Here is a 16,046-nt window from a genome sequence, read left to right as displayed (position 1 = left end):
CTTAATAATGAGACTCATTATCGAGTGAGCTTGTGTCATGAGTTCTGTCTTGCATGAAGACCCGTATCTGGAAAGCTGGCGCTGGATGAGTCGCCAGATCCGTTGCGCGATCGTTCCGGACGAGCCGCGCCTGATTGCGCATTACCTGGCCGAAGGCCGCTACCTTGCCTGCTATACGGCCACTTCTCCCTGGACGATAGCCGTAACGTCTTTTCGGCTGTTACTCGACACCGCGACGGATACTGCGCTGCCCTGGCAATGGCGCAACGTGTGCCTGGATCATGCCTGGCGTCCGTTGCGTGACATCGAAACCCAAGCGCTATGTGCCTGTCGACTTAAACGCTGGCAAAGCTTCGCCTGGCAGTTGGCAACGTGCGAACTCGATCCTTCGATTTGTTTAACAGAACCGGTGCAAGGATTTCCTGATGAGTAACACTCGTATCGAACGTGACAGCATGGGCCAATTGCATGTGCCTGAAGCAGCGCTGTATGGCGCTCAAACCCAGCGTGCAGTGATCAACTTCCCGATCAGTCATCAACGCATGCCTGGCCAGTTCATTCGCGCGCTGATCCTGGCCAAGGCAGCCGCCGCCAGGGCCAACGTGGAACTTGGACAAATCAGTGAGGCGCAGGGCCAGGCCATTGAAGAGGCTACGCAGATTCTGCTGGCCGGCGACTTCATGGAGCACTTCCCGGTGGATATTTTCCAGACCGGCTCCGGCACCAGTTCCAACATGAACGCCAATGAAGTGATTGCCACCCTGGCCACGCGTGTCCTGGGTGAGCTGGTCAATCCCAACGATCATGTCAATTGCGGGCAAAGCAGTAACGACATCATCCCGACAACCATTCATGTGAGTGCAGCCTTGGGCTTGCATGAGCAATTATTGCCGGCCTTGACCCACCTGGTGCAGGTGATCGAGCACAAGGCCGGGCAGGTGCACGTCTACGTCAAGACCGGCCGCACCCATTTGATGGACGCCATGCCCGTGCGCATGAGCCAGGTGCTCAACGGTTGGGCGCAGCAACTCAAGGCCAACATTGAGCATTTGCAGAACTTGCAGCCTGCGCTGCAATCGCTGGCCCAGGGTGGCACGGCGGTGGGCACCGGTATCAATGCACACCCGCAGTTCGCCGGGTTGTTCAGCCAGCAGCTCAGCACCTTGACCGGGGTCATCTTCACGCCTGGTAAAGACCTGTTTGCCTTGATTGGTTCGCAGGACACCGCGGTGTCGGTCTCAGGGCAGCTCAAGGCCACGGCCGTGTCGTTGATGAAGATCGCCAACGACCTGCGCTGGATGAACTCCGGCCCGCTGGCAGGTCTGGGCGAAATCGAGCTCGAGGCCTTGCAGCCGGGCTCTTCCATCATGCCGGGCAAGGTCAATCCGGTGATTCCCGAGGCCACGGCGATGGTTGCAGCGCAGGTTATCGGTAATGACGCGGTCATTACCGTGGCCGGCCAGTCGGGCAACTTTGAGTTGAACGTGATGCTGCCGGTGATTGCCCAGAATCTGCTAAGCAGCATTGAGTTGCTGGCCAACGTCAGCCGTCTGCTGGCTGACAAAGCCATCAGCAGCTTCAAGGTCAACGAGGGCAAGCTCAAGGAGGCGTTGTCGCGCAATCCGATTCTGGTGACTGCGCTGAATCCGATCATTGGCTATCAAAAAGCCGCTGAAATTGCCAAGGCTGCCTATCAGCAAGGGCGTCCGGTGATTGATGTGGCCGAGGAATACACCGACCTGCCACGCAGCCAGCTTGAGGTTCTGCTGGATCCCGAGAAGCTGACAGCCGGCGGTATTTAACGCATCGACACTGCTTTGGAGGCGCACATGGAACACTGGAAACGCACGATCGAAAGAGCCAATCGCTGTTTCGCCGAGGGCGAGCTGGTTGATGCGCGAGAACATTACTTACAGGCGCTTGCATTGGCGCAGGTGTTGTTCGAGCGCTGGAGTGATGCCGATGAAGCCGTCGCCGCGTGTGTGATTTCCCATCACAACCTGGCGGATCTGCACTTGCGGTTGAATCAGCCGGAGGAGAGTGTCGAGTACCTGTGTGCGATTCATCAGCGTTTGTTGCAGACCCTGCAGAACCCCCGACTGGCGCCGGCATTGCGTGAAGCAGCACTGCGCCAGAGCAGCAAAACCTATGTTGAATTGTTGAATTTCATCAGCGAGCACGGCGAATACCCGCGCACCAGTCTTTTGCTCAAACGTAACGTGGCTCAGGCCTGCCACGAATTCTCAACGGTCAGTGGCCATCACCCGGGAGTCCATTGAAATGACTTACACCTTGCCAGTCTTGCCTTATGCCTATGACGCGCTTGAACCGCATATCGATGCGCAGACCATGGAAATTCACTACACCAAGCATCATCAGACCTATATCAATAACCTCAATGCCGCTGTCGAAGGTACCGAGTGGGCGCAATGGCCTGTCGAGAAGCTGGTCGCCAGTGTTCATCAGTTGCCCGAGCAACTGCGTGCTGCCGTGATCAATCAAGGTGGCGGGCATGCTAACCATTCGCTGTTTTGGGAGGTCATGAGCCCTGCGGGCGGAGGTCAGCCTGAAGGCGCCTTGGCCAGGGCCATCGATGAGCAACTGGGTGGGCTGGAATCGTTCAAGGAGAACTTCACCAAGGCGGCCTTGACCCGTTTTGGTAGCGGCTGGGCGTGGTTGTGCGTGACTCCGCAAAAAAAGCTGGTGATCGAAAGCAGTGGCAACCAGGACAGTCCCCTGATGAACGGTAATACGCCGATTCTGGGGTTGGATGTGTGGGAGCACGCCTACTATCTGCGTTATCAAAATCGTCGTCCCGAATACATCAATGCGTTCTACAGTGTGATCAATTGGCCAGAAGTGGCGCGTCGTTATCAGGCTGCGATGGCCTAAGCCCACTCAAAAGGATTCAGGCGGATTATGGGCACGCAAATATTAGCGGTCGGCGGTGTACGGATGTTTCGTTATGCCCTGGGCTCGCTCTTGCTGTTGGCGGGCACGGCCTTGTTGGTTGCCAAGGGGCTGGTCTGGCTGGATCTTGAGCCGCGGATGTTGCGCGCGCTTCAGGGCGGTGCTCTCTGTGCGCTGGGAACGGCACTCGGGGCGGTACCGGTGCTGGTGATACGTAAAATGCCGATGGCTGTCAGCGATACGTTGCTGGGCTTCGGCGCGGGCGTCATGCTGGCTGCCACCGCCTTTTCTTTGATCGTGCCAGGCATTGCAGCGGCTGAAAATCTGGGGCTGTCCTCCTGGGCCTCAAGCGGGCTGGTCAGCGCAGGTATCCTGCTGGGTGCGTTTTTTCTGTTTCTGGTGGATCTCAAGGTGTCCGGGGCCGGACCGCAAGGGTTGAACAGCCGCCCGGGGGAGCCTGTTATTGCTCCGCGTATCTGGTTGTTCGTGATTGCCATTGTGGCGCACAACATTCCGGAAGGTATGGCTGTCGGGGTTTCGGCGGGTGGCGGCATGCCTGATGCCGATAGCCTGGCCATGGGGATTGCGCTTCAGGATGTTCCGGAAGGGCTGGTGATCGCGTTGGTTCTGGCGGGCGCGGGAATGTCGCGGGTCCGGGCCTTTCTGGTGGGCGCGGCGTCAGGTCTGGTTGAGCCTGTGTTTGCGGTGCTGTGCGCATGGCTGGTAAACCTTGCCGAGGTGCTGTTGCCCTTGGGGCTGGCCCTGGCGGCAGGCGCGATGCTGTTGGTGGTGACACAGGAGGTCATTCCGGAGTCGCGTCGCAATGGCCACGAAAAGCTGGCGAGTCTGGGGCTGTGTGTCGGGTTTTGTCTGATGATGGTGATGGACACGGCATTGGGGTAGGAAAAACCGGCTATATGATCTGAACCTGCAGGAGCAATCGGACGACGCTCGATTGCTCTTGAGGGTTTCAAGATCACTGCGATTCAGCCATTACACAGAACCATCGCGAGTACGCTTGTTCCTGCAGAGACCGTTTCAGCGATTACTCGCCTTCATCGAAGTAGTTGTTGATCAATGCCACCAGCGCTTCCAGCGCTTCCTGCTCTTGCTCACCTTCAGTTTTGAGATGAATGGTGGTCCCTTTGCCAGCAGCGAGCATCATCATGGCCATGATGCTCTTACCGTCGACCATGGATTCCGGCGAGCGGCCTGCCTGAATCTGGCAGGGGTATTTCCCGGCGATGCCCACGAACTTGGCGGATGCGCGAGCATGCAAGCCCAGTTTGTTGATGATTTCTATTTCCAGAGCAGGCATCGCGGGATAAATCCTTTCAAGTAAGGTCGCGGTGGCGAACCTGGACGTTCTTCAGGGTTTCTTGCAGGCATTTGCCGAGTCGTTCGGTCAGGTAGACAGAGCGGTGATGACCGCCGGTGCAGCCGATGCCAATGGTGACATAGGCGCGGTTACTGGCGGCAAAGCGCGGCAGCCACTTGAGCAGATAGCTGGAGATGTCCTGGAACATCTCTTCGACATCCGGTTGGGCTGCCAGATAGTCGATGACGGGCTGGTCCAGCCCCGATTGTTCCCGCAGTTCGGGTTTCCAATACGGGTTGGGCAGGCAGCGCACATCAAACACCAGATCGGCGTCCACCGGCATCCCGCGCTTGAAGCCGAACGATTCCACCAAAAAGGCTGTGCCGGCCTCAGGTTTGTTCAGCAGGCGCAACTTGATCGTGTCGCGCAACTGGTACAGGTTGAGGTTGGTGGTGTTGATGGTGAGATCTGCAAGGTCGACAATCGGCCCCAGCAGTTGCGTTTCGTCGCGAATCGCTTCGGCCAGAGAACGGCTGGCACTGCTCAGCGGATGACGTCTACGGGTTTCAGAGAACCGCTTGAGCAAGGTTTCTTCGTCGGCATCCAGATACAGCACATCGCACTGGATATGCCGACTGCGCACTTCCTCAAGCAATTGCGGAAAACGCGACAAATGGCTCGGCAGGTTTCGCGCATCAATCGACACGGCCACCAGCGGCTGTGCCAGCTCGGTGTGGATCAGCGCACGCTCTGCCAGCTCGGGCAACAAGCCGGCAGGCAAGTTGTCGATGCAATAGAAACCGTTGTCTTCAAGGACGGCGAGGGCAGTGCTTTTACCGGAGCCGGAGCGTCCGCTGACAATAACTAAGCGCATGATTAATGACCGTTCTGTACGTCCAGAACAACCTGATACAGCGCTTCGTTGCTGGATGCGGCGCGCAGCTTCTCACGCACGTCTTTACGATCGAGCATGCTGGCGATCTGCCGGAGCAGTTCCAGGTGTGCATCGGTTGCCGCTTCAGGTACCAGCAAAACGAAAAGCAGGTCGACCGGCGCGCCATCGATGGCGTCGAAATCTATAGGGGCGTCGAGGTGCAGCAAGGCGCTGACTGGCGACTTGCAGCCCTTGAGACGGCAATGGGGGATTGCAATTCCGTTACCAAAACCGGTGGAACCGAGTTTTTCACGGGCAATAAGGCTCTCGAAAACATCCTGCATTTCGAGATCAGGCACTTCGCGACTGATCAGGTTGGCAATTTGTTCGAGTGCGCGCTTTTTACTGCCGCCCGGCGCGTTCACGAGGGAACGGCCGGGGGTCAGGATATTTTCAAGTCGAATCATGGGTAGGGAGTATTAACGACCGGTCGCGCCCTGGAGCAGGCTTTGGGTCTTTTCCTTATGCTTTTTCAGTTGGCGATCAAGCTTGTCAGTGAGCAGGTCAATTGCCGCATACATGTCGTCATGCTCGGCGTTGGCAACGACTTCCCCTCCATGGATATGCAGAGTGGCTTCGATTTTCTGTTTCAGTTTTTCGACCGCCATCGTCACCTGTACGTTGGTAATCTTGTCGAAGTGGCGTTCCAGTCGGTCGAGTTTTTCGCCGATGTAAGCGCGCAGCGGTTCGGTGACTTCCAGTTGGTGTCCACTGATGTTGACTTGCATACAGTTTCTCCTTTTGATGCCATTGCATAAAGTGGCAGGCTGAGCAGCCTGCCACTGAAACGCTGTAACCCGTGGCTTACATCAAACGCTTACGTTCGCTCGAAGGCGCGATTCCCAGGGATTCGCGATACTTGGCGACGGTGCGACGGGCGACCTGAATACCTTGTGCCTCCAGTAAACCAGCGATCTTGCTGTCACTCAACGGCTTTTTCTGATTTTCAGCGGCAACCAGTTTTTTGATGATGGCACGGATCGCGGTGGACGAGCATTCGCCGCCTTCGGAGGTGCTGACATGGCTGGAGAAAAAGTACTTCAACTCATAAATACCGCGCGGGGTATGCATGAATTTTTGTGTGGTAACCCGAGAGATCGTGGACTCGTGCATGCCTACGGCTTCGGCAATGTCATGCAGCACCAAAGGCTTCATGGCCTCGTCGCCGTACTCCAGGAAGCCGCGCTGATGTTCGACGATTTGGGTCGCCACTTTCATCAGGGTTTCGTTGCGGCTCTGCAGGCTTTTGATGAACCAGCGTGCTTCCTGTAGCTGATTGCGCATAAACGTGTTGTCGGCACTGGTGTCGGCGCGACGGACGAAACCGGCATATTGCGGGTTGACGCGCAAACGTGGCACGGACTCCTGGTTGAGCTCCACCAGCCAGCGTTCGTTATCTTTGCGCACGATAACGTCAGGTACCACGTACTCGGCTTCGCTGGACTCGATTTGCGAGCCGGGGCGAGGATTAAGGCTTTGTACCAGTTCGATGACCTGGCGCAGCTCGTCTTCCTTGAGCTTCATGCGGCGCATCAACTGGCTGTAGTCGCGAGCGCCGAGCAGGTCGATGTAGTCGGTGACCAGGCGCTTGGCTTCGTTCAGCCAAGGTGTTTTGGCAGGCAGCTGACGCAGTTGCAGCAGCAGGCATTCGCCGAGGCTGCGCGCACCGATACCAGCGGGTTCGAATTGCTGGATGCGGTGCAGGACAGCTTCGATTTCATCGAGCTCGATGTCCAGCTCCGGGTCGAACGCCTCGAGGATTTCTTCGAGTGTTTCGTCGAGATAGCCTTGGTTGTTGATGCAGTCGATGAGCGTCACACCGATCAGTCGGTCAGTGTCGGACATCGGTACCAGGTTCAATTGCCACAGCAAGTGGCTCTGAAGGCTTTCACCGGCAGAGGTGCGGGTTGTGAAGTCCCACTCGTCATCGTCATTGCTTGGCAGGCTGCTGGCGCTGGTCTGATAAACGTCTTCCCAGGCGGTGTCGACAGGCAGCTCGTTGGGAATGCGGTCATTCCATTCGCCTTCCTCGAGGTTGTCCACGGTAGGGGCGGATTCCTGGTAGGAAGGTTCCTGAATATCGTTGTTGGGTTTTTGCTCGATGTTGTCGGCCATAGGGTCCGAATTGTCGAAGTCTTCGCCTTCTTCCTGGCGTTCGAGCATCGGATTTGATTCCAGGGCCTCCTGGATTTCCTGTTGCAGGTCCAGGGTCGACAATTGGAGCAGGCGTATGGCTTGTTGCAGCTGAGGTGTCATTGTCAGCTGCTGGCCCATTCTCAGGACTAGCGATGGTTTCATGGCAGGGGCTTTACACCTTATTCGCCGGCGCACATGGCGCCATCCACTACAAGGGCGCGGAAGCGCCAAACATAAGCAAATTATATGCCTGAAACCGCTACGTTTGCCTAGGGGCGTTCTTAATTAGTTTCGGTTGCCCCGGGAAACGGCTTGAGCGCTTGTGGAATAAAACGTCGTCGGACGTTTTATTTGTCAGCGCTCCAGGCGTTTCCACCTTTCCTGCGATTACAGGCGGAACTCGTGACCGAGGTAAACTTCTCTCACCAACTCGTTGGCCAGAATCGTTTCAGCATCACCTTCAGCGATCAGTTGACCGTCGTTGACGATATACGCAGTTTCGCAGATATCGAGGGTTTCACGGACGTTGTGATCGGTGATCAGGACGCCAATACCTTTGGCTTTCAGGTGATGGATGATTTGCTTGATGTCGCCTACGGAGATGGGGTCAACGCCGGCAAAGGGTTCATCGAGCAGGATGAACTTGGGTGCAGTGGCCAGTGCGCGGGCAATTTCGACCCGGCGGCGTTCGCCCCCGGACAGGCTCATGCCCAGGTTTTCGCGGATGTGGTTGATGTGGAATTCCTGCAGCAGGCTTTCCAGCTCCTGGCGACGACCTGCCTTGTCCAGCTCCTTGCGCGTTTCGAGGATCGCCATGATGTTGTCGGCAACCGACAGCTTGCGAAAGATCGAAGCTTCCTGCGGCAAGTAACCGATACCGGCGCGTGCGCGACCGTGCATGGGCTGATGGCTGACGTCGAGGTCGTCGATCAGCACGCGCCCCTGATCGGCCTGGACCAGGCCGACAATCATGTAGAAACACGTGGTCTTGCCCGCACCGTTAGGGCCGAGCAAGCCGACGATTTGCCCGCTGTCGATCGACAGGCTGACATCACGTACCACCTGGCGACTCTTGTAGCTTTTGGCCAAATGCTGGGCTTTCAGAGTTGCCATTACTGGGCCTTCTGTTGGTCGGTTTTTTTCTTCGGCTGGATCACCATGTCGATGCGCGGACGTGGAGCGGTGACGCTGCTGCCATTGGCGCGACCGGCATTGGCGACCTGTTTCACCGTGTCGTAGACGATTTTCTCGCCTTCGGTGGTGTTGCCGTCGTTAATGACCTTGGCCCTGTCGATCAGCACGATGCGGTTTTGCGGCGCATGGTACTGAATGGTCACGGCATACGCCTGAACCGGTTTGGGGTCAGATTCTTTTTGCAGCTGCTCGAAGTAGGCAAGGTTGCCCACCGACGTCACAACGTCAATTTCACCTGCCGCGTTGCGGGTGATAGTGACCGTGTTGCCGGTGATTTTCATCGAGCCCTGAGTGATGATCACATCACCCTTGTAGGTAGCGACGCCTTGTTTGTCATCCAGCTGTGCTTCATTGGCCTGGATGCGGATAGGCTGTTCGTTATCGTTCGGCAGAGCCCAGGCGCTCGCGCTTCCCAGTGCTGCGCTCAGGCTGAGCAATAAAGGGAGGGTTTTAACGAGACTCATACTGTCCTCTTACGTTGGACAGCAGGTCCATCCTGCCGTCTTTCAAATATGCTTTCATTCCCTTGCCAGTTGTAACGCCGCCAGCGCCGTCGATTCTAACGGCTTGCTGGGTCTGCGCATATTGCTTCTGGGGGAATACAGTCATGCGGCTACTGGTAATAACCGTAGTGCGTTTTTTTTCGTCGGTTCGGGCGATGCGTACCGAGTCAATCAACTCGACCTCGCTGCCGTCCGGGTTGACTTCACCGCGTTCGCTCTGGACGTGCCACGGGTACGCTGTACCGCGATACATCTGCAGGTCGGGTTTGGTCAGTAAGGAGACCTCTGAAGCCTTTACATGTTCCACCTTGTCGGCGGTCAGTTCGTACTGCAGTTTACCGTCCGGCAGGTACTGAAGGCTGCGGGCGTTCAGGGCGTAATAATCGATGGCAGATTCATCGACAGCCACTACAGGGGTGTCGAGAAAGCGGCCGGGGCTGATATTCCAATAGCCAACGGCTGCGAACAGCGCAGCAATGACCGCGAATAACAGGATGTTACGAATCTTTTTGCTCAGCATAGGAAGCTCTATAGGTAGGCGGCGTTGGCTGCGTCCAGACGGCCTTGGGCGCGCAGGATCAGCTCGCAGAATTCGCGGGCGGCACCTTCGCCGCCACGCGCCAGGGTCACGCCATGAGCATGTTCGCGAACGAAGCTGGCCGCATTGGCAACGGCCATTCCCAAGCCGACACGACGGATAACCGGCAAGTCAGGCAAATCATCGCCCAGAAAGGCGACCTGTTCATAGTTTAGGTTGAGTTGGCCGAGAAGCTCGTCCAATGCGACCAATTTATCTTCCCGGCCCTGATACAGGTACGGGATGCCCAGATTCTGTGCGCGGCGTTCAACCACAGGGGTTTTGCGGCCGCTGATAATTGCGGTTTGAACCCCGGCAGCCATCAGCATCTTTATGCCTTGGCCATCGAGGGTGTTGAAGGTTTTGAATTCGCTGCCGTCTTCAAGAAAATAGAGACGTCCGTCGGTCAATACGCCGTCAACGTCGAAAATGGCAAGCTTGATGTTCTTGCCGCGCTTTAGCAGGTCGAGGGGCATTACATGACTCCTGCGCGAAGCAAATCGTGCATGTTCAAGGCGCCGACCGGTCGTTCTTCCTTGTCGATAACCACCAGTGCGCTGATTTTGTGGTCTTCCATGATCTTCAAGGCTTCAGCTGCCAGCATGTCGGGCCTGGCGGTTTTGCCGTGGGGTGTCATGACCGAGTCAATAGTTGCGTTGCGGATATCGATCTGACGGTCCAGTGTGCGGCGCAGGTCACCGTCGGTGAAGATTCCGGCCAGGCGGCCATCTTCTTCAATGACGACGGTCATGCCAAGGCCCTTGTGGGTCATTTCCATCAACGCGTCTTTAAGCAGTGTGCCGCGTACTACCTGGGGGAGTTCTTCGCCGCTGTGCATGACATTCTCGACTTTCAGCAGCAAGCGTCGGCCGAGGGCGCCGCCCGGGTGCGAGAAAGCGAAGTCTTCGGCAGTAAAGCCCCGGGCTTCAAGCAATGCAATTGCCAGGGCATCACCCAGCACCAATGCTGCGGTGGTCGAAGAAGTGGGCGCCAGGTTCAGCGGGCAAGCTTCTTGGGCCACGCGGGCGTCGAGTTTGACATCGGCAGCCTTCGCCAGGGGTGACTCCGGGTTGCCGGTCATGCAGATCAACGGGATGCCCAGGCGTTTGATCAGTGGCAGCAGGGTGACGATTTCGATGGTCGAGCCGGAGTTCGACAGCGCGAGAATGATGTCACCGCGCGCAATCATGCCCATGTCGCCATGACTGGCTTCAGCGGGATGGACGAAAAAAGCCGTGGTGCCGGTGCTGGCCAGAGTGGCGGCAATTTTGCGCCCGATATGCCCGGATTTGCCCATGCCTACAACGACTACCCGGCCCTTGCTTGCCAAAATTATCTCGCAGGCGCGTACGAAATCTGCGTCGATATGAGGCAGCAAACCTTCTACGGCTTCCAGCTCGAGGCGGATAGTACGTTGGGCTGATTGAATCAGGTCGCTGGATTGGCTCATGTTCGAAGTCAGGTAGCCTGAGAAAAGGCAAATATTATAGCGGTAATGTTGAATTCCCTCACGCTTGATCGCAGTGCTTTATTGCCCTTGCCTGCAAACGGGGAGCTTATGCCTGTTAATTCGTACTTATTTCGCTGTCTGGTATCTGTACGGGCACTCCTTCGGCCTTGGGCGGTCAGTATCAGCAGTGATATAGTTCGCCGCCAGTTCAGCCCGCTCAGGGAACGCATGCCTCCTGACAAGGGGTTTGGTGTCCGGGTGAGAGGCAGAGGCTGCATCGCAAGGAGTTTAGATGAGCGCCGATAACGCCTACGCGGTTGAGCTGAAGGGAGTGTCCTTCAAGCGCGGCACGCGCAGCATCTTCAATAATGTCGATATTCGAATTCCGCGTGGCAAGGTCACGGGAATCATGGGGCCGTCCGGCTGCGGTAAAACCACACTATTGCGTCTGATGGGAATGCAACTGCGTCCCACTAGCGGCGAGGTCTGGGTCAACGGTCAGAATCTGCCGGCGCTGTCGCGCAGTGATCTTTTCGATGCCCGCAAGCATATGGGCGTGTTGTTTCAAAGCGGAGCCCTGTTCACCGATCTCGACGTGTTCGAGAACGTGGCCTTTCCGTTGCGGGTGCACACCCATCTGCCGGAAGAAATGATCCGTGACATCGTGCTGCTCAAGCTGCAAGCGGTCGGGTTGCGCGGTGCAATCGACCTGATGCCGGATGAGCTGTCCGGAGGCATGAAGCGTCGGGTGGCTTTGGCGCGGGCGATTGCGCTGGATCCGCAAATACTGATGTATGACGAACCTTTCGTGGGGCAGGACCCTATCGCAATGGGCGTACTGGTGCGTCTGATTCGTCTGTTGAACGACGCACTGGGTATTACCAGTATTGTGGTTTCACACGATTTGGCCGAAACAGCGAGTATTGCCGACTACCTATATGTTGTCGGTGATGGTCAGGTATTGGGGCAGGGCACGCCAGACGAGTTGATGAACGCCGATAACCCGCGTATTCGTCAGTTCATGAACGGCGATCCGGATGGCCCGGTTCCGTTTCATTTTCCGGCGTCGGACTACCGAACCGATCTTCTGGGGAAGCGCTGATGCGCAAGCATTCAATAATGGACCGTATCGGGTTGTTCGGGCGGGCCGGGATCGACATTCTCGCAGTGCTGGGCCGTTCGAGCATTTTCCTGTTTCACGCCCTGCTGGGGCGGGGAGGCATGGGGGGCGGGTTCGGGCTGTTGCTCAAACAGTTGCACTCCGTGGGTGTCATGTCGCTGGTGATTATTGTCGTATCCGGCATTTTCATCGGCATGGTGCTGGCGCTGCAGGGCTTCAGTATCTTGTCCAGTTATGGTTCCGAGCAGGCGGTCGGGCAAATGGTTGCCCTGACGCTCTTGCGCGAACTCGGGCCAGTGGTGACTGCGCTGCTGTTTGCCGGTCGGGCCGGTTCTGCATTGACTGCAGAAATCGGCAACATGAAGTCGACCGAGCAGCTGTCCAGCCTGGAAATGATTGGTGTTGACCCGCTTAAGTACATCGTCGCGCCACGGTTGTGGGCAGGGTTCATTTCCTTGCCGCTGCTGGCGATGATTTTCAGCGTGGTCGGGATCTGGGGCGGCTCATGGGTGGCGGTGGACTGGCTCGGTGTCTACGACGGTTCGTACTGGACCAACATGCAAAACAGCGTGACCTTCAGTGGTGACGTATTGAACGGGATCATCAAAAGCATCGTATTTGCTTTTGTGGTGACCTGGATTGCCGTGTTCCAAGGTTATGACTGTGAACCCACTTCAGAGGGGATCAGCCGTGCCACTACCAAGACCGTGGTGTATGCCTCATTGGCAGTCCTCGGGCTGGACTTTATTTTGACCGCCTTGATGTTTGGAGATTTCTGATGCAAAACCGCACCATGGAAATCGGTGTCGGCCTGTTCTTGCTGGCTGGCATCCTGGCTTTGCTGTTGCTCGCCCTGCGAGTCAGCGGATTGTCCCCGGCTACCAGCACCGACACGTACAAGCTGTACGCCTATTTCGACAATATTGCCGGTCTGACCGTTCGCGCCAAGGTCACGATGGCCGGTGTGACGATCGGCAAGGTCACGGCAATTGACCTGGACCGTGACAACTTCACCGCCCGTGTCACCTTGCAGCTGGAAAAGCGCGTGGATAACCTGCCGACCGACTCGACAGCGTCTATCCTCACGGCGGGCCTGTTGGGCGAGAAGTACATCGGTATCAGCGTGGGCGGAGAAGACGATTTGCTCAAGGATGGTGGCACCATTCATGACACTCAATCGTCGCTGGTCCTTGAAGACCTGATCGGCAAGTTCCTGCTTAATACTGTTAGCAAAGACGCCAAATAAGGAGTGTTCAGATGATTTCTCTCTTGCGCCGTGGCCTGTTGGTGATTATGGCTGCAGCCCTGCCTCTGGCGGCCAATGCTGCGCCAGGGCAGTCTGCCCATGACATCGTTTCAGACACAACGACCCGATTGCTGGCCGACCTTGCTGCCAATAAAGAGCAGTACAAGCAGAGCCCAAGTCAGTTCTACGATGCCTTGAACACTATCGTCGGCCCAGTGGTGGACGTTGACGGCATTTCCAAAAGCATCATGACCGTCAAGTATTCGCGCAAAGCCTCACCTGCGCAGATGCAGCGTTTTCAAGAGAACTTCAAGCGCAGCCTGATGCAGTTCTATGGCAATGCCTTGCTTGAATTCAATAACAAGGGCATCACTGTGTCGCCGGCCAAAGATGAAAGTGGCGATCGCACCAGTGTCGACATGCAGGTCACAGGTAATGGCGGCGCTATTTACCCGCTCTCCTATACCTTGAACAAGGTTAACGGCGAGTGGAAAGTGCGTAACGTGATTATCAATGGCATCAATATCGGCAAACTGTTCCGTGACCAGTTCGCCGATGCCATGCAGCGCAATGGCAACAACCTGGATAAAACCATCGACAACTGGGCAGGTGAAGTCGCCAAGGCCAAGCAAGTGACCGATGAAGCCGCTCCCAAGGCTGCCAACCAATGAGTGAGGCGGCTGTAACACTGGCTGGCGAGAGCGAGTTGCGCCTGAGTGGCGTGATTGATTATCAGACGGGCCCGCGCTTGCGCGCTGAAGGCCAGGCCCTGATCAAGAAAGCCCTGGCCAAAGCCCTGGTGGTGGATTGCTCGGCGGTCGAAAAATCCAGCAGCGTCGGTTTGTCGCTGTTGTTGTGTTACATCCGTGATGCACAAGCCCTGAACAAGCCGTTGAGCATTCGAGCCATGCCCGAAGACCTGCGTGAAATCGCGCAGGTGTCGGGCTTGACTGAATTGCTGGCAGAACATTAATAGCCATCTATGGAAGGCCCCCCGTCAGAGTCCTGTTATGCGGGGTTCGCAGGCGCGGGGCTTTTTTGTATGATGGCCGACCCGCGCGCGTTGGCGCCGATTGAGGTTGAGCATGCAGGCCGTAGAAGTGAAGAGCTTTCTTGAGGGAAAGCTGCCTGGAACCCAGGTAGAAGTTGAGGGCGAAGGCTGCAACTTTCAGCTGAACGTGATTAGTGACGAACTGGTGGCCTTGAGCCCGGTCAAGCGTCAACAAAGCATCTATGCCCATTTGAACCCCTGGATCGCTGATGGCAGCATCCATGCGGTCACTATGAAATTCTTCAGCAGCGCGGCCTGGGCCGAGCGCACCTGAGCCCCCTGAGCCCATTGGCGTCGAGATTGTTATGGATAAATTGATTATTACCGGCGGTGTTCGTCTTGATGGCGAAATCCGCATTTCCGGGGCGAAGAACTCCGCCTTGCCGATTCTGGCTGCAACCCTGCTGTGCGATGGCGCAGTGACCGTAGCCAACCTGCCGCACCTGCACGACATCACGACGATGATCGAGCTGTTCGGTCGCATGGGTATTGAACCCGTGATCGATGAAAAACTCAGCGTTGAGATCGATCCGCGCACGATCAAGACTCTGATCGCACCCTACGAGCTGGTTAAGACCATGCGTGCCTCGATCCTGGTACTGGGTCCGATGGTTGCGCGCTTCGGCTACGCCGAAGTTGCACTGCCAGGCGGTTGCGCCATCGGTTCGCGTCCGGTTGACCTGCACATCCGCGGCCTTGAAGCCATGGGTGCGGTGATCGACGTGGAAGGCGGCTACATCAAAGCCAAGGCGCCGGAAGGCGGTTTGCGCGGTGCCAGCTTCTTCTTCGATACCGTCAGCGTAACCGGTACTGAAAACATCATGATGGCCGCGGCCCTGGCCAAAGGCCGCAGCGTGCTGCAAAACGCAGCGCGTGAGCCTGAAGTCGTCGACCTGGCCAACTTCCTGAACGCCATGGGCGCCAACGTCAGCGGCGCGGGTACAGATACCATCACCATTGAAGGTGTGGAGCGTCTGCACCCGGCGCTTTACCGTGTGATGCCTGACCGTATCGAAACCGGCACCTACCTGGTGGCAGCTGCCGTGACCGGCGGCCGTGTGAAGGTCAAGGACACTGATCCGACGATTCTCGAAGCCGTACTCGAGAAGCTCAAGGAAGCAGGCGCCGAGATCACCACCGGTGAAGACTGGATCGAACTGGACATGCATGGCAAGCGTCCCAAGGCCGTGAACGTGCGTACAGCTCCGTACCCGGCGTTCCCGACGGACATGCAGGCGCAGTTCATCTCGCTTAACGCCATTGCCGAAGGCACCGGTGCCGTGATCGAGACCATCTTTGAAAACCGCTTCATGCACGTGTATGAATTGCACCGCATGGGCGCCAAGATCCAGGTCGAAGGCAATACTGCCATCGTGACCGGTACTGAAACACTCAAGGGCGCGCCAGTGATGGCAACCGACCTGCGTGCTTCGGCCAGCCTGGTGATTTCGGCGCTGGTTGCTGAAGGCGACACCCTGATCGATCGCATTTACCACATAGACCGTGGTTACGAATGCATCGAAGAAAAACTGCAAATGCTGGGCGCAAAAATTCGCCGCGTTCCGGGCTAGTTTTTGCAGTCTGGCTGTATGGGCACAGGGATCGTG

Annotated in this window: 22 protein-coding genes; 12 read left to right on the top strand and 10 right to left on the bottom strand. The window is 56.9% G+C overall.

Translation table 11 applies throughout. From position 1 onward, the window contains the following. Window positions 1-37: 37 nt before the first annotated feature. The 5 genes from AWM69_RS05855 to AWM69_RS05835 are packed head-to-tail and all read left to right on the top strand — an operon-like array spanning window position 38 to window position 3,813. Entirely contained in the window at window positions 38-433 is a 396-nt protein-coding gene (locus AWM69_RS05855) for a FagA protein (RefSeq protein ID WP_131655055.1), read from the top strand. Next, a complete protein-coding gene (locus AWM69_RS05850) occupies window positions 426-1,802 on the top strand; it encodes a lyase family protein (protein WP_218725961.1) in 1,377 nt (458 codons plus the stop codon). Before AWM69_RS05855 ends, AWM69_RS05850 begins: the two co-directional genes overlap by 8 nt. A 27-nt stretch (window positions 1,803-1,829) precedes the next feature. Beyond that, the gene (locus AWM69_RS05845) at window positions 1,830-2,279 is read left to right on the top strand and encodes a DUF2753 domain-containing protein (RefSeq protein WP_218725960.1); all 450 of its coding nucleotides are present in this window, start codon (window positions 1,830-1,832) and stop codon (window positions 2,277-2,279) included. A gap of 1 nt (window position 2,280) precedes the next feature. Next, on the top strand, window positions 2,281-2,892 hold the full coding sequence (locus AWM69_RS05840) for a superoxide dismutase (RefSeq protein WP_131655052.1): 612 nt from the start codon (window positions 2,281-2,283) through the stop codon (window positions 2,890-2,892). Between the two features lie 27 nt (window positions 2,893-2,919). Further along, the gene (locus tag AWM69_RS05835; RefSeq protein ID WP_131655051.1) at window positions 2,920-3,813 is read left to right on the top strand and encodes a ZIP family metal transporter; all 894 of its coding nucleotides are present in this window, start codon (window positions 2,920-2,922) and stop codon (window positions 3,811-3,813) included. 142 nt (window positions 3,814-3,955) lie between these two features. Here the strand turns inward: AWM69_RS05835 and AWM69_RS05830 are convergent, their stop codons facing one another. The 10 genes from AWM69_RS05830 to AWM69_RS05785 form a co-directional block, all read right to left on the bottom strand. Then, the gene (locus AWM69_RS05830) at window positions 3,956-4,228 is read right to left on the bottom strand and encodes an HPr family phosphocarrier protein (protein WP_131655050.1); all 273 of its coding nucleotides are present in this window, start codon (window positions 4,226-4,228) and stop codon (window positions 3,956-3,958) included. Between the two features lie 16 nt (window positions 4,229-4,244). Beyond that, the gene (rapZ, locus tag AWM69_RS05825) at window positions 4,245-5,102 is read right to left on the bottom strand and encodes an RNase adapter RapZ (protein WP_131655049.1); all 858 of its coding nucleotides are present in this window, start codon (window positions 5,100-5,102) and stop codon (window positions 4,245-4,247) included. A 2-nt stretch (window positions 5,103-5,104) separates the two neighbouring features. Beyond that, on the bottom strand, window positions 5,105-5,569 hold the full coding sequence (ptsN, locus tag AWM69_RS05820; RefSeq protein WP_048378565.1) for a PTS IIA-like nitrogen regulatory protein PtsN: 465 nt from the start codon (window positions 5,567-5,569) through the stop codon (window positions 5,105-5,107). Window positions 5,570-5,581: 12 nt separating this feature from the next. Beyond that, window positions 5,582-5,890: a ribosome hibernation-promoting factor, HPF/YfiA family gene (gene hpf, locus AWM69_RS05815; RefSeq protein ID WP_016781796.1), complete on the bottom strand. Its 309-nt coding sequence runs from the start codon at window positions 5,888-5,890 to the stop codon at window positions 5,582-5,584. Window positions 5,891-5,966: 76 nt separating this feature from the next. Beyond that, window positions 5,967-7,460: an RNA polymerase factor sigma-54 gene (locus AWM69_RS05810; RefSeq protein ID WP_048378566.1), complete on the bottom strand. Its 1,494-nt coding sequence runs from the start codon at window positions 7,458-7,460 to the stop codon at window positions 5,967-5,969. A gap of 225 nt (window positions 7,461-7,685) precedes the next feature. Then, window positions 7,686-8,411: an LPS export ABC transporter ATP-binding protein gene (lptB, locus tag AWM69_RS05805; protein ID WP_048378567.1), complete on the bottom strand. Its 726-nt coding sequence runs from the start codon at window positions 8,409-8,411 to the stop codon at window positions 7,686-7,688. Further along, window positions 8,411-8,956, bottom strand: a complete 546-nt coding sequence (lptA, locus tag AWM69_RS05800) for a lipopolysaccharide transport periplasmic protein LptA (protein ID WP_048378568.1) — start codon at window positions 8,954-8,956, stop codon at window positions 8,411-8,413. Before lptA ends, lptB begins: the two co-directional genes overlap by 1 nt. Then, on the bottom strand, window positions 8,943-9,515 hold the full coding sequence (gene lptC / locus AWM69_RS05795; protein WP_218725959.1) for an LPS export ABC transporter periplasmic protein LptC: 573 nt from the start codon (window positions 9,513-9,515) through the stop codon (window positions 8,943-8,945). The genes lptA and lptC overlap by 14 nt, the downstream gene beginning before the upstream one ends. A gap of 8 nt (window positions 9,516-9,523) precedes the next feature. Then, window positions 9,524-10,048: an HAD family hydrolase gene (locus AWM69_RS05790; protein WP_218725958.1), complete on the bottom strand. Its 525-nt coding sequence runs from the start codon at window positions 10,046-10,048 to the stop codon at window positions 9,524-9,526. Continuing rightward, a complete protein-coding gene (locus AWM69_RS05785; RefSeq protein WP_218725957.1) occupies window positions 10,048-11,022 on the bottom strand; it encodes a KpsF/GutQ family sugar-phosphate isomerase in 975 nt (324 codons plus the stop codon). Before AWM69_RS05785 ends, AWM69_RS05790 begins: the two co-directional genes overlap by 1 nt. Window positions 11,023-11,314: 292 nt before the next feature. Here AWM69_RS05785 and AWM69_RS05780 point away from each other — a divergent pair, with 292 nt between their 5' ends. From AWM69_RS05780 to murA, 7 genes are all read left to right on the top strand, one after another. Continuing rightward, window positions 11,315-12,124 carry an ATP-binding cassette domain-containing protein gene (locus AWM69_RS05780; RefSeq protein WP_131655045.1) on the top strand — a complete coding sequence of 270 codons (810 nt, stop codon included), beginning with the start codon at window positions 11,315-11,317 and terminating at the stop codon, window positions 12,122-12,124. Next, the gene (mlaE, locus tag AWM69_RS05775; RefSeq protein WP_131655044.1) at window positions 12,124-12,921 is read left to right on the top strand and encodes a lipid asymmetry maintenance ABC transporter permease subunit MlaE; all 798 of its coding nucleotides are present in this window, start codon (window positions 12,124-12,126) and stop codon (window positions 12,919-12,921) included. The genes AWM69_RS05780 and mlaE overlap by 1 nt, the downstream gene beginning before the upstream one ends. Next, the gene (gene mlaD / locus AWM69_RS05770) at window positions 12,921-13,388 is read left to right on the top strand and encodes an outer membrane lipid asymmetry maintenance protein MlaD (protein WP_131655043.1); all 468 of its coding nucleotides are present in this window, start codon (window positions 12,921-12,923) and stop codon (window positions 13,386-13,388) included. The genes mlaE and mlaD overlap by 1 nt, the downstream gene beginning before the upstream one ends. 11 nt (window positions 13,389-13,399) lie before the next feature. Next, window positions 13,400-14,059 carry a phospholipid-binding protein MlaC gene (locus AWM69_RS05765; protein WP_131655042.1) on the top strand — a complete coding sequence of 220 codons (660 nt, stop codon included), beginning with the start codon at window positions 13,400-13,402 and terminating at the stop codon, window positions 14,057-14,059. Continuing rightward, window positions 14,056-14,361, top strand: coding sequence for a lipid asymmetry maintenance protein MlaB (locus AWM69_RS05760; RefSeq protein WP_218725956.1), 306 nt, complete (start codon window positions 14,056-14,058; stop codon window positions 14,359-14,361). The genes AWM69_RS05765 and AWM69_RS05760 overlap by 4 nt, the downstream gene beginning before the upstream one ends. 112 nt (window positions 14,362-14,473) lie before the next feature. After that, the gene (locus AWM69_RS05755; RefSeq protein ID WP_003439919.1) at window positions 14,474-14,713 is read left to right on the top strand and encodes a BolA family protein; all 240 of its coding nucleotides are present in this window, start codon (window positions 14,474-14,476) and stop codon (window positions 14,711-14,713) included. 31 nt (window positions 14,714-14,744) lie between these two features. Then, window positions 14,745-16,010, top strand: a complete 1,266-nt coding sequence (gene murA / locus AWM69_RS05750; protein WP_048378577.1) for a UDP-N-acetylglucosamine 1-carboxyvinyltransferase — start codon at window positions 14,745-14,747, stop codon at window positions 16,008-16,010. Window positions 16,011-16,046: the final 36 nt, after the last annotated feature.

It is taken from the genome of Pseudomonas sp. D1HM (assembly GCF_019266105.1).
Classification (GTDB): domain Bacteria; phylum Pseudomonadota; class Gammaproteobacteria; order Pseudomonadales; family Pseudomonadaceae; genus Aquipseudomonas; species Aquipseudomonas taetrolens.
The sequence above is the reverse complement of the archived record's forward strand: the minus strand, read 5'-3'. Positions and strand labels throughout refer to the sequence as shown.

What these genes read in the sequence shown, in the direction of transcription:
- AWM69_RS05855 (WP_131655055.1), top strand. Translation starts at nt 38, where the DNA reads ATGAGTTCTGTCTTGCATGAAGACCCGTATCTGGAAAGCTGGCGCTGG.
- AWM69_RS05850 (WP_218725961.1), top strand. Translation starts at nt 426, where the DNA reads ATGAGTAACACTCGTATCGAACGTGACAGCATGGGCCAATTGCATGTG.
- AWM69_RS05845 (WP_218725960.1), top strand. Translation starts at nt 1,830, where the DNA reads ATGGAACACTGGAAACGCACGATCGAAAGAGCCAATCGCTGTTTCGCC.
- AWM69_RS05840 (WP_131655052.1), top strand. Translation starts at nt 2,281, where the DNA reads ATGACTTACACCTTGCCAGTCTTGCCTTATGCCTATGACGCGCTTGAA.
- AWM69_RS05835 (WP_131655051.1), top strand. Translation starts at nt 2,920, where the DNA reads ATGGGCACGCAAATATTAGCGGTCGGCGGTGTACGGATGTTTCGTTAT.
- AWM69_RS05830 (WP_131655050.1), bottom strand. Translation starts at nt 4,228, where the DNA reads ATGCCTGCTCTGGAAATAGAAATCATCAACAAACTGGGCTTGCATGCT.
- rapZ (WP_131655049.1), bottom strand. Translation starts at nt 5,102, where the DNA reads ATGCGCTTAGTTATTGTCAGCGGACGCTCCGGCTCCGGTAAAAGCACT.
- ptsN (WP_048378565.1), bottom strand. Translation starts at nt 5,569, where the DNA reads ATGATTCGACTTGAAAATATCCTGACCCCCGGCCGTTCCCTCGTGAAC.
- hpf (WP_016781796.1), bottom strand. Translation starts at nt 5,890, where the DNA reads ATGCAAGTCAACATCAGTGGACACCAACTGGAAGTCACCGAACCGCTG.
- AWM69_RS05810 (WP_048378566.1), bottom strand. Translation starts at nt 7,460, where the DNA reads ATGAAACCATCGCTAGTCCTGAGAATGGGCCAGCAGCTGACAATGACA.
- lptB (WP_048378567.1), bottom strand. Translation starts at nt 8,411, where the DNA reads ATGGCAACTCTGAAAGCCCAGCATTTGGCCAAAAGCTACAAGAGTCGC.
- lptA (WP_048378568.1), bottom strand. Translation starts at nt 8,956, where the DNA reads ATGAGTCTCGTTAAAACCCTCCCTTTATTGCTCAGCCTGAGCGCAGCA.
- lptC (WP_218725959.1), bottom strand. Translation starts at nt 9,515, where the DNA reads ATGCTGAGCAAAAAGATTCGTAACATCCTGTTATTCGCGGTCATTGCT.
- AWM69_RS05790 (WP_218725958.1), bottom strand. Translation starts at nt 10,048, where the DNA reads ATGCCCCTCGACCTGCTAAAGCGCGGCAAGAACATCAAGCTTGCCATT.
- AWM69_RS05785 (WP_218725957.1), bottom strand. Translation starts at nt 11,022, where the DNA reads ATGAGCCAATCCAGCGACCTGATTCAATCAGCCCAACGTACTATCCGC.
- AWM69_RS05780 (WP_131655045.1), top strand. Translation starts at nt 11,315, where the DNA reads ATGAGCGCCGATAACGCCTACGCGGTTGAGCTGAAGGGAGTGTCCTTC.
- mlaE (WP_131655044.1), top strand. Translation starts at nt 12,124, where the DNA reads ATGCGCAAGCATTCAATAATGGACCGTATCGGGTTGTTCGGGCGGGCC.
- mlaD (WP_131655043.1), top strand. Translation starts at nt 12,921, where the DNA reads ATGCAAAACCGCACCATGGAAATCGGTGTCGGCCTGTTCTTGCTGGCT.
- AWM69_RS05765 (WP_131655042.1), top strand. Translation starts at nt 13,400, where the DNA reads ATGATTTCTCTCTTGCGCCGTGGCCTGTTGGTGATTATGGCTGCAGCC.
- AWM69_RS05760 (WP_218725956.1), top strand. Translation starts at nt 14,056, where the DNA reads ATGAGTGAGGCGGCTGTAACACTGGCTGGCGAGAGCGAGTTGCGCCTG.
- AWM69_RS05755 (WP_003439919.1), top strand. Translation starts at nt 14,474, where the DNA reads ATGCAGGCCGTAGAAGTGAAGAGCTTTCTTGAGGGAAAGCTGCCTGGA.
- murA (WP_048378577.1), top strand. Translation starts at nt 14,745, where the DNA reads ATGGATAAATTGATTATTACCGGCGGTGTTCGTCTTGATGGCGAAATC.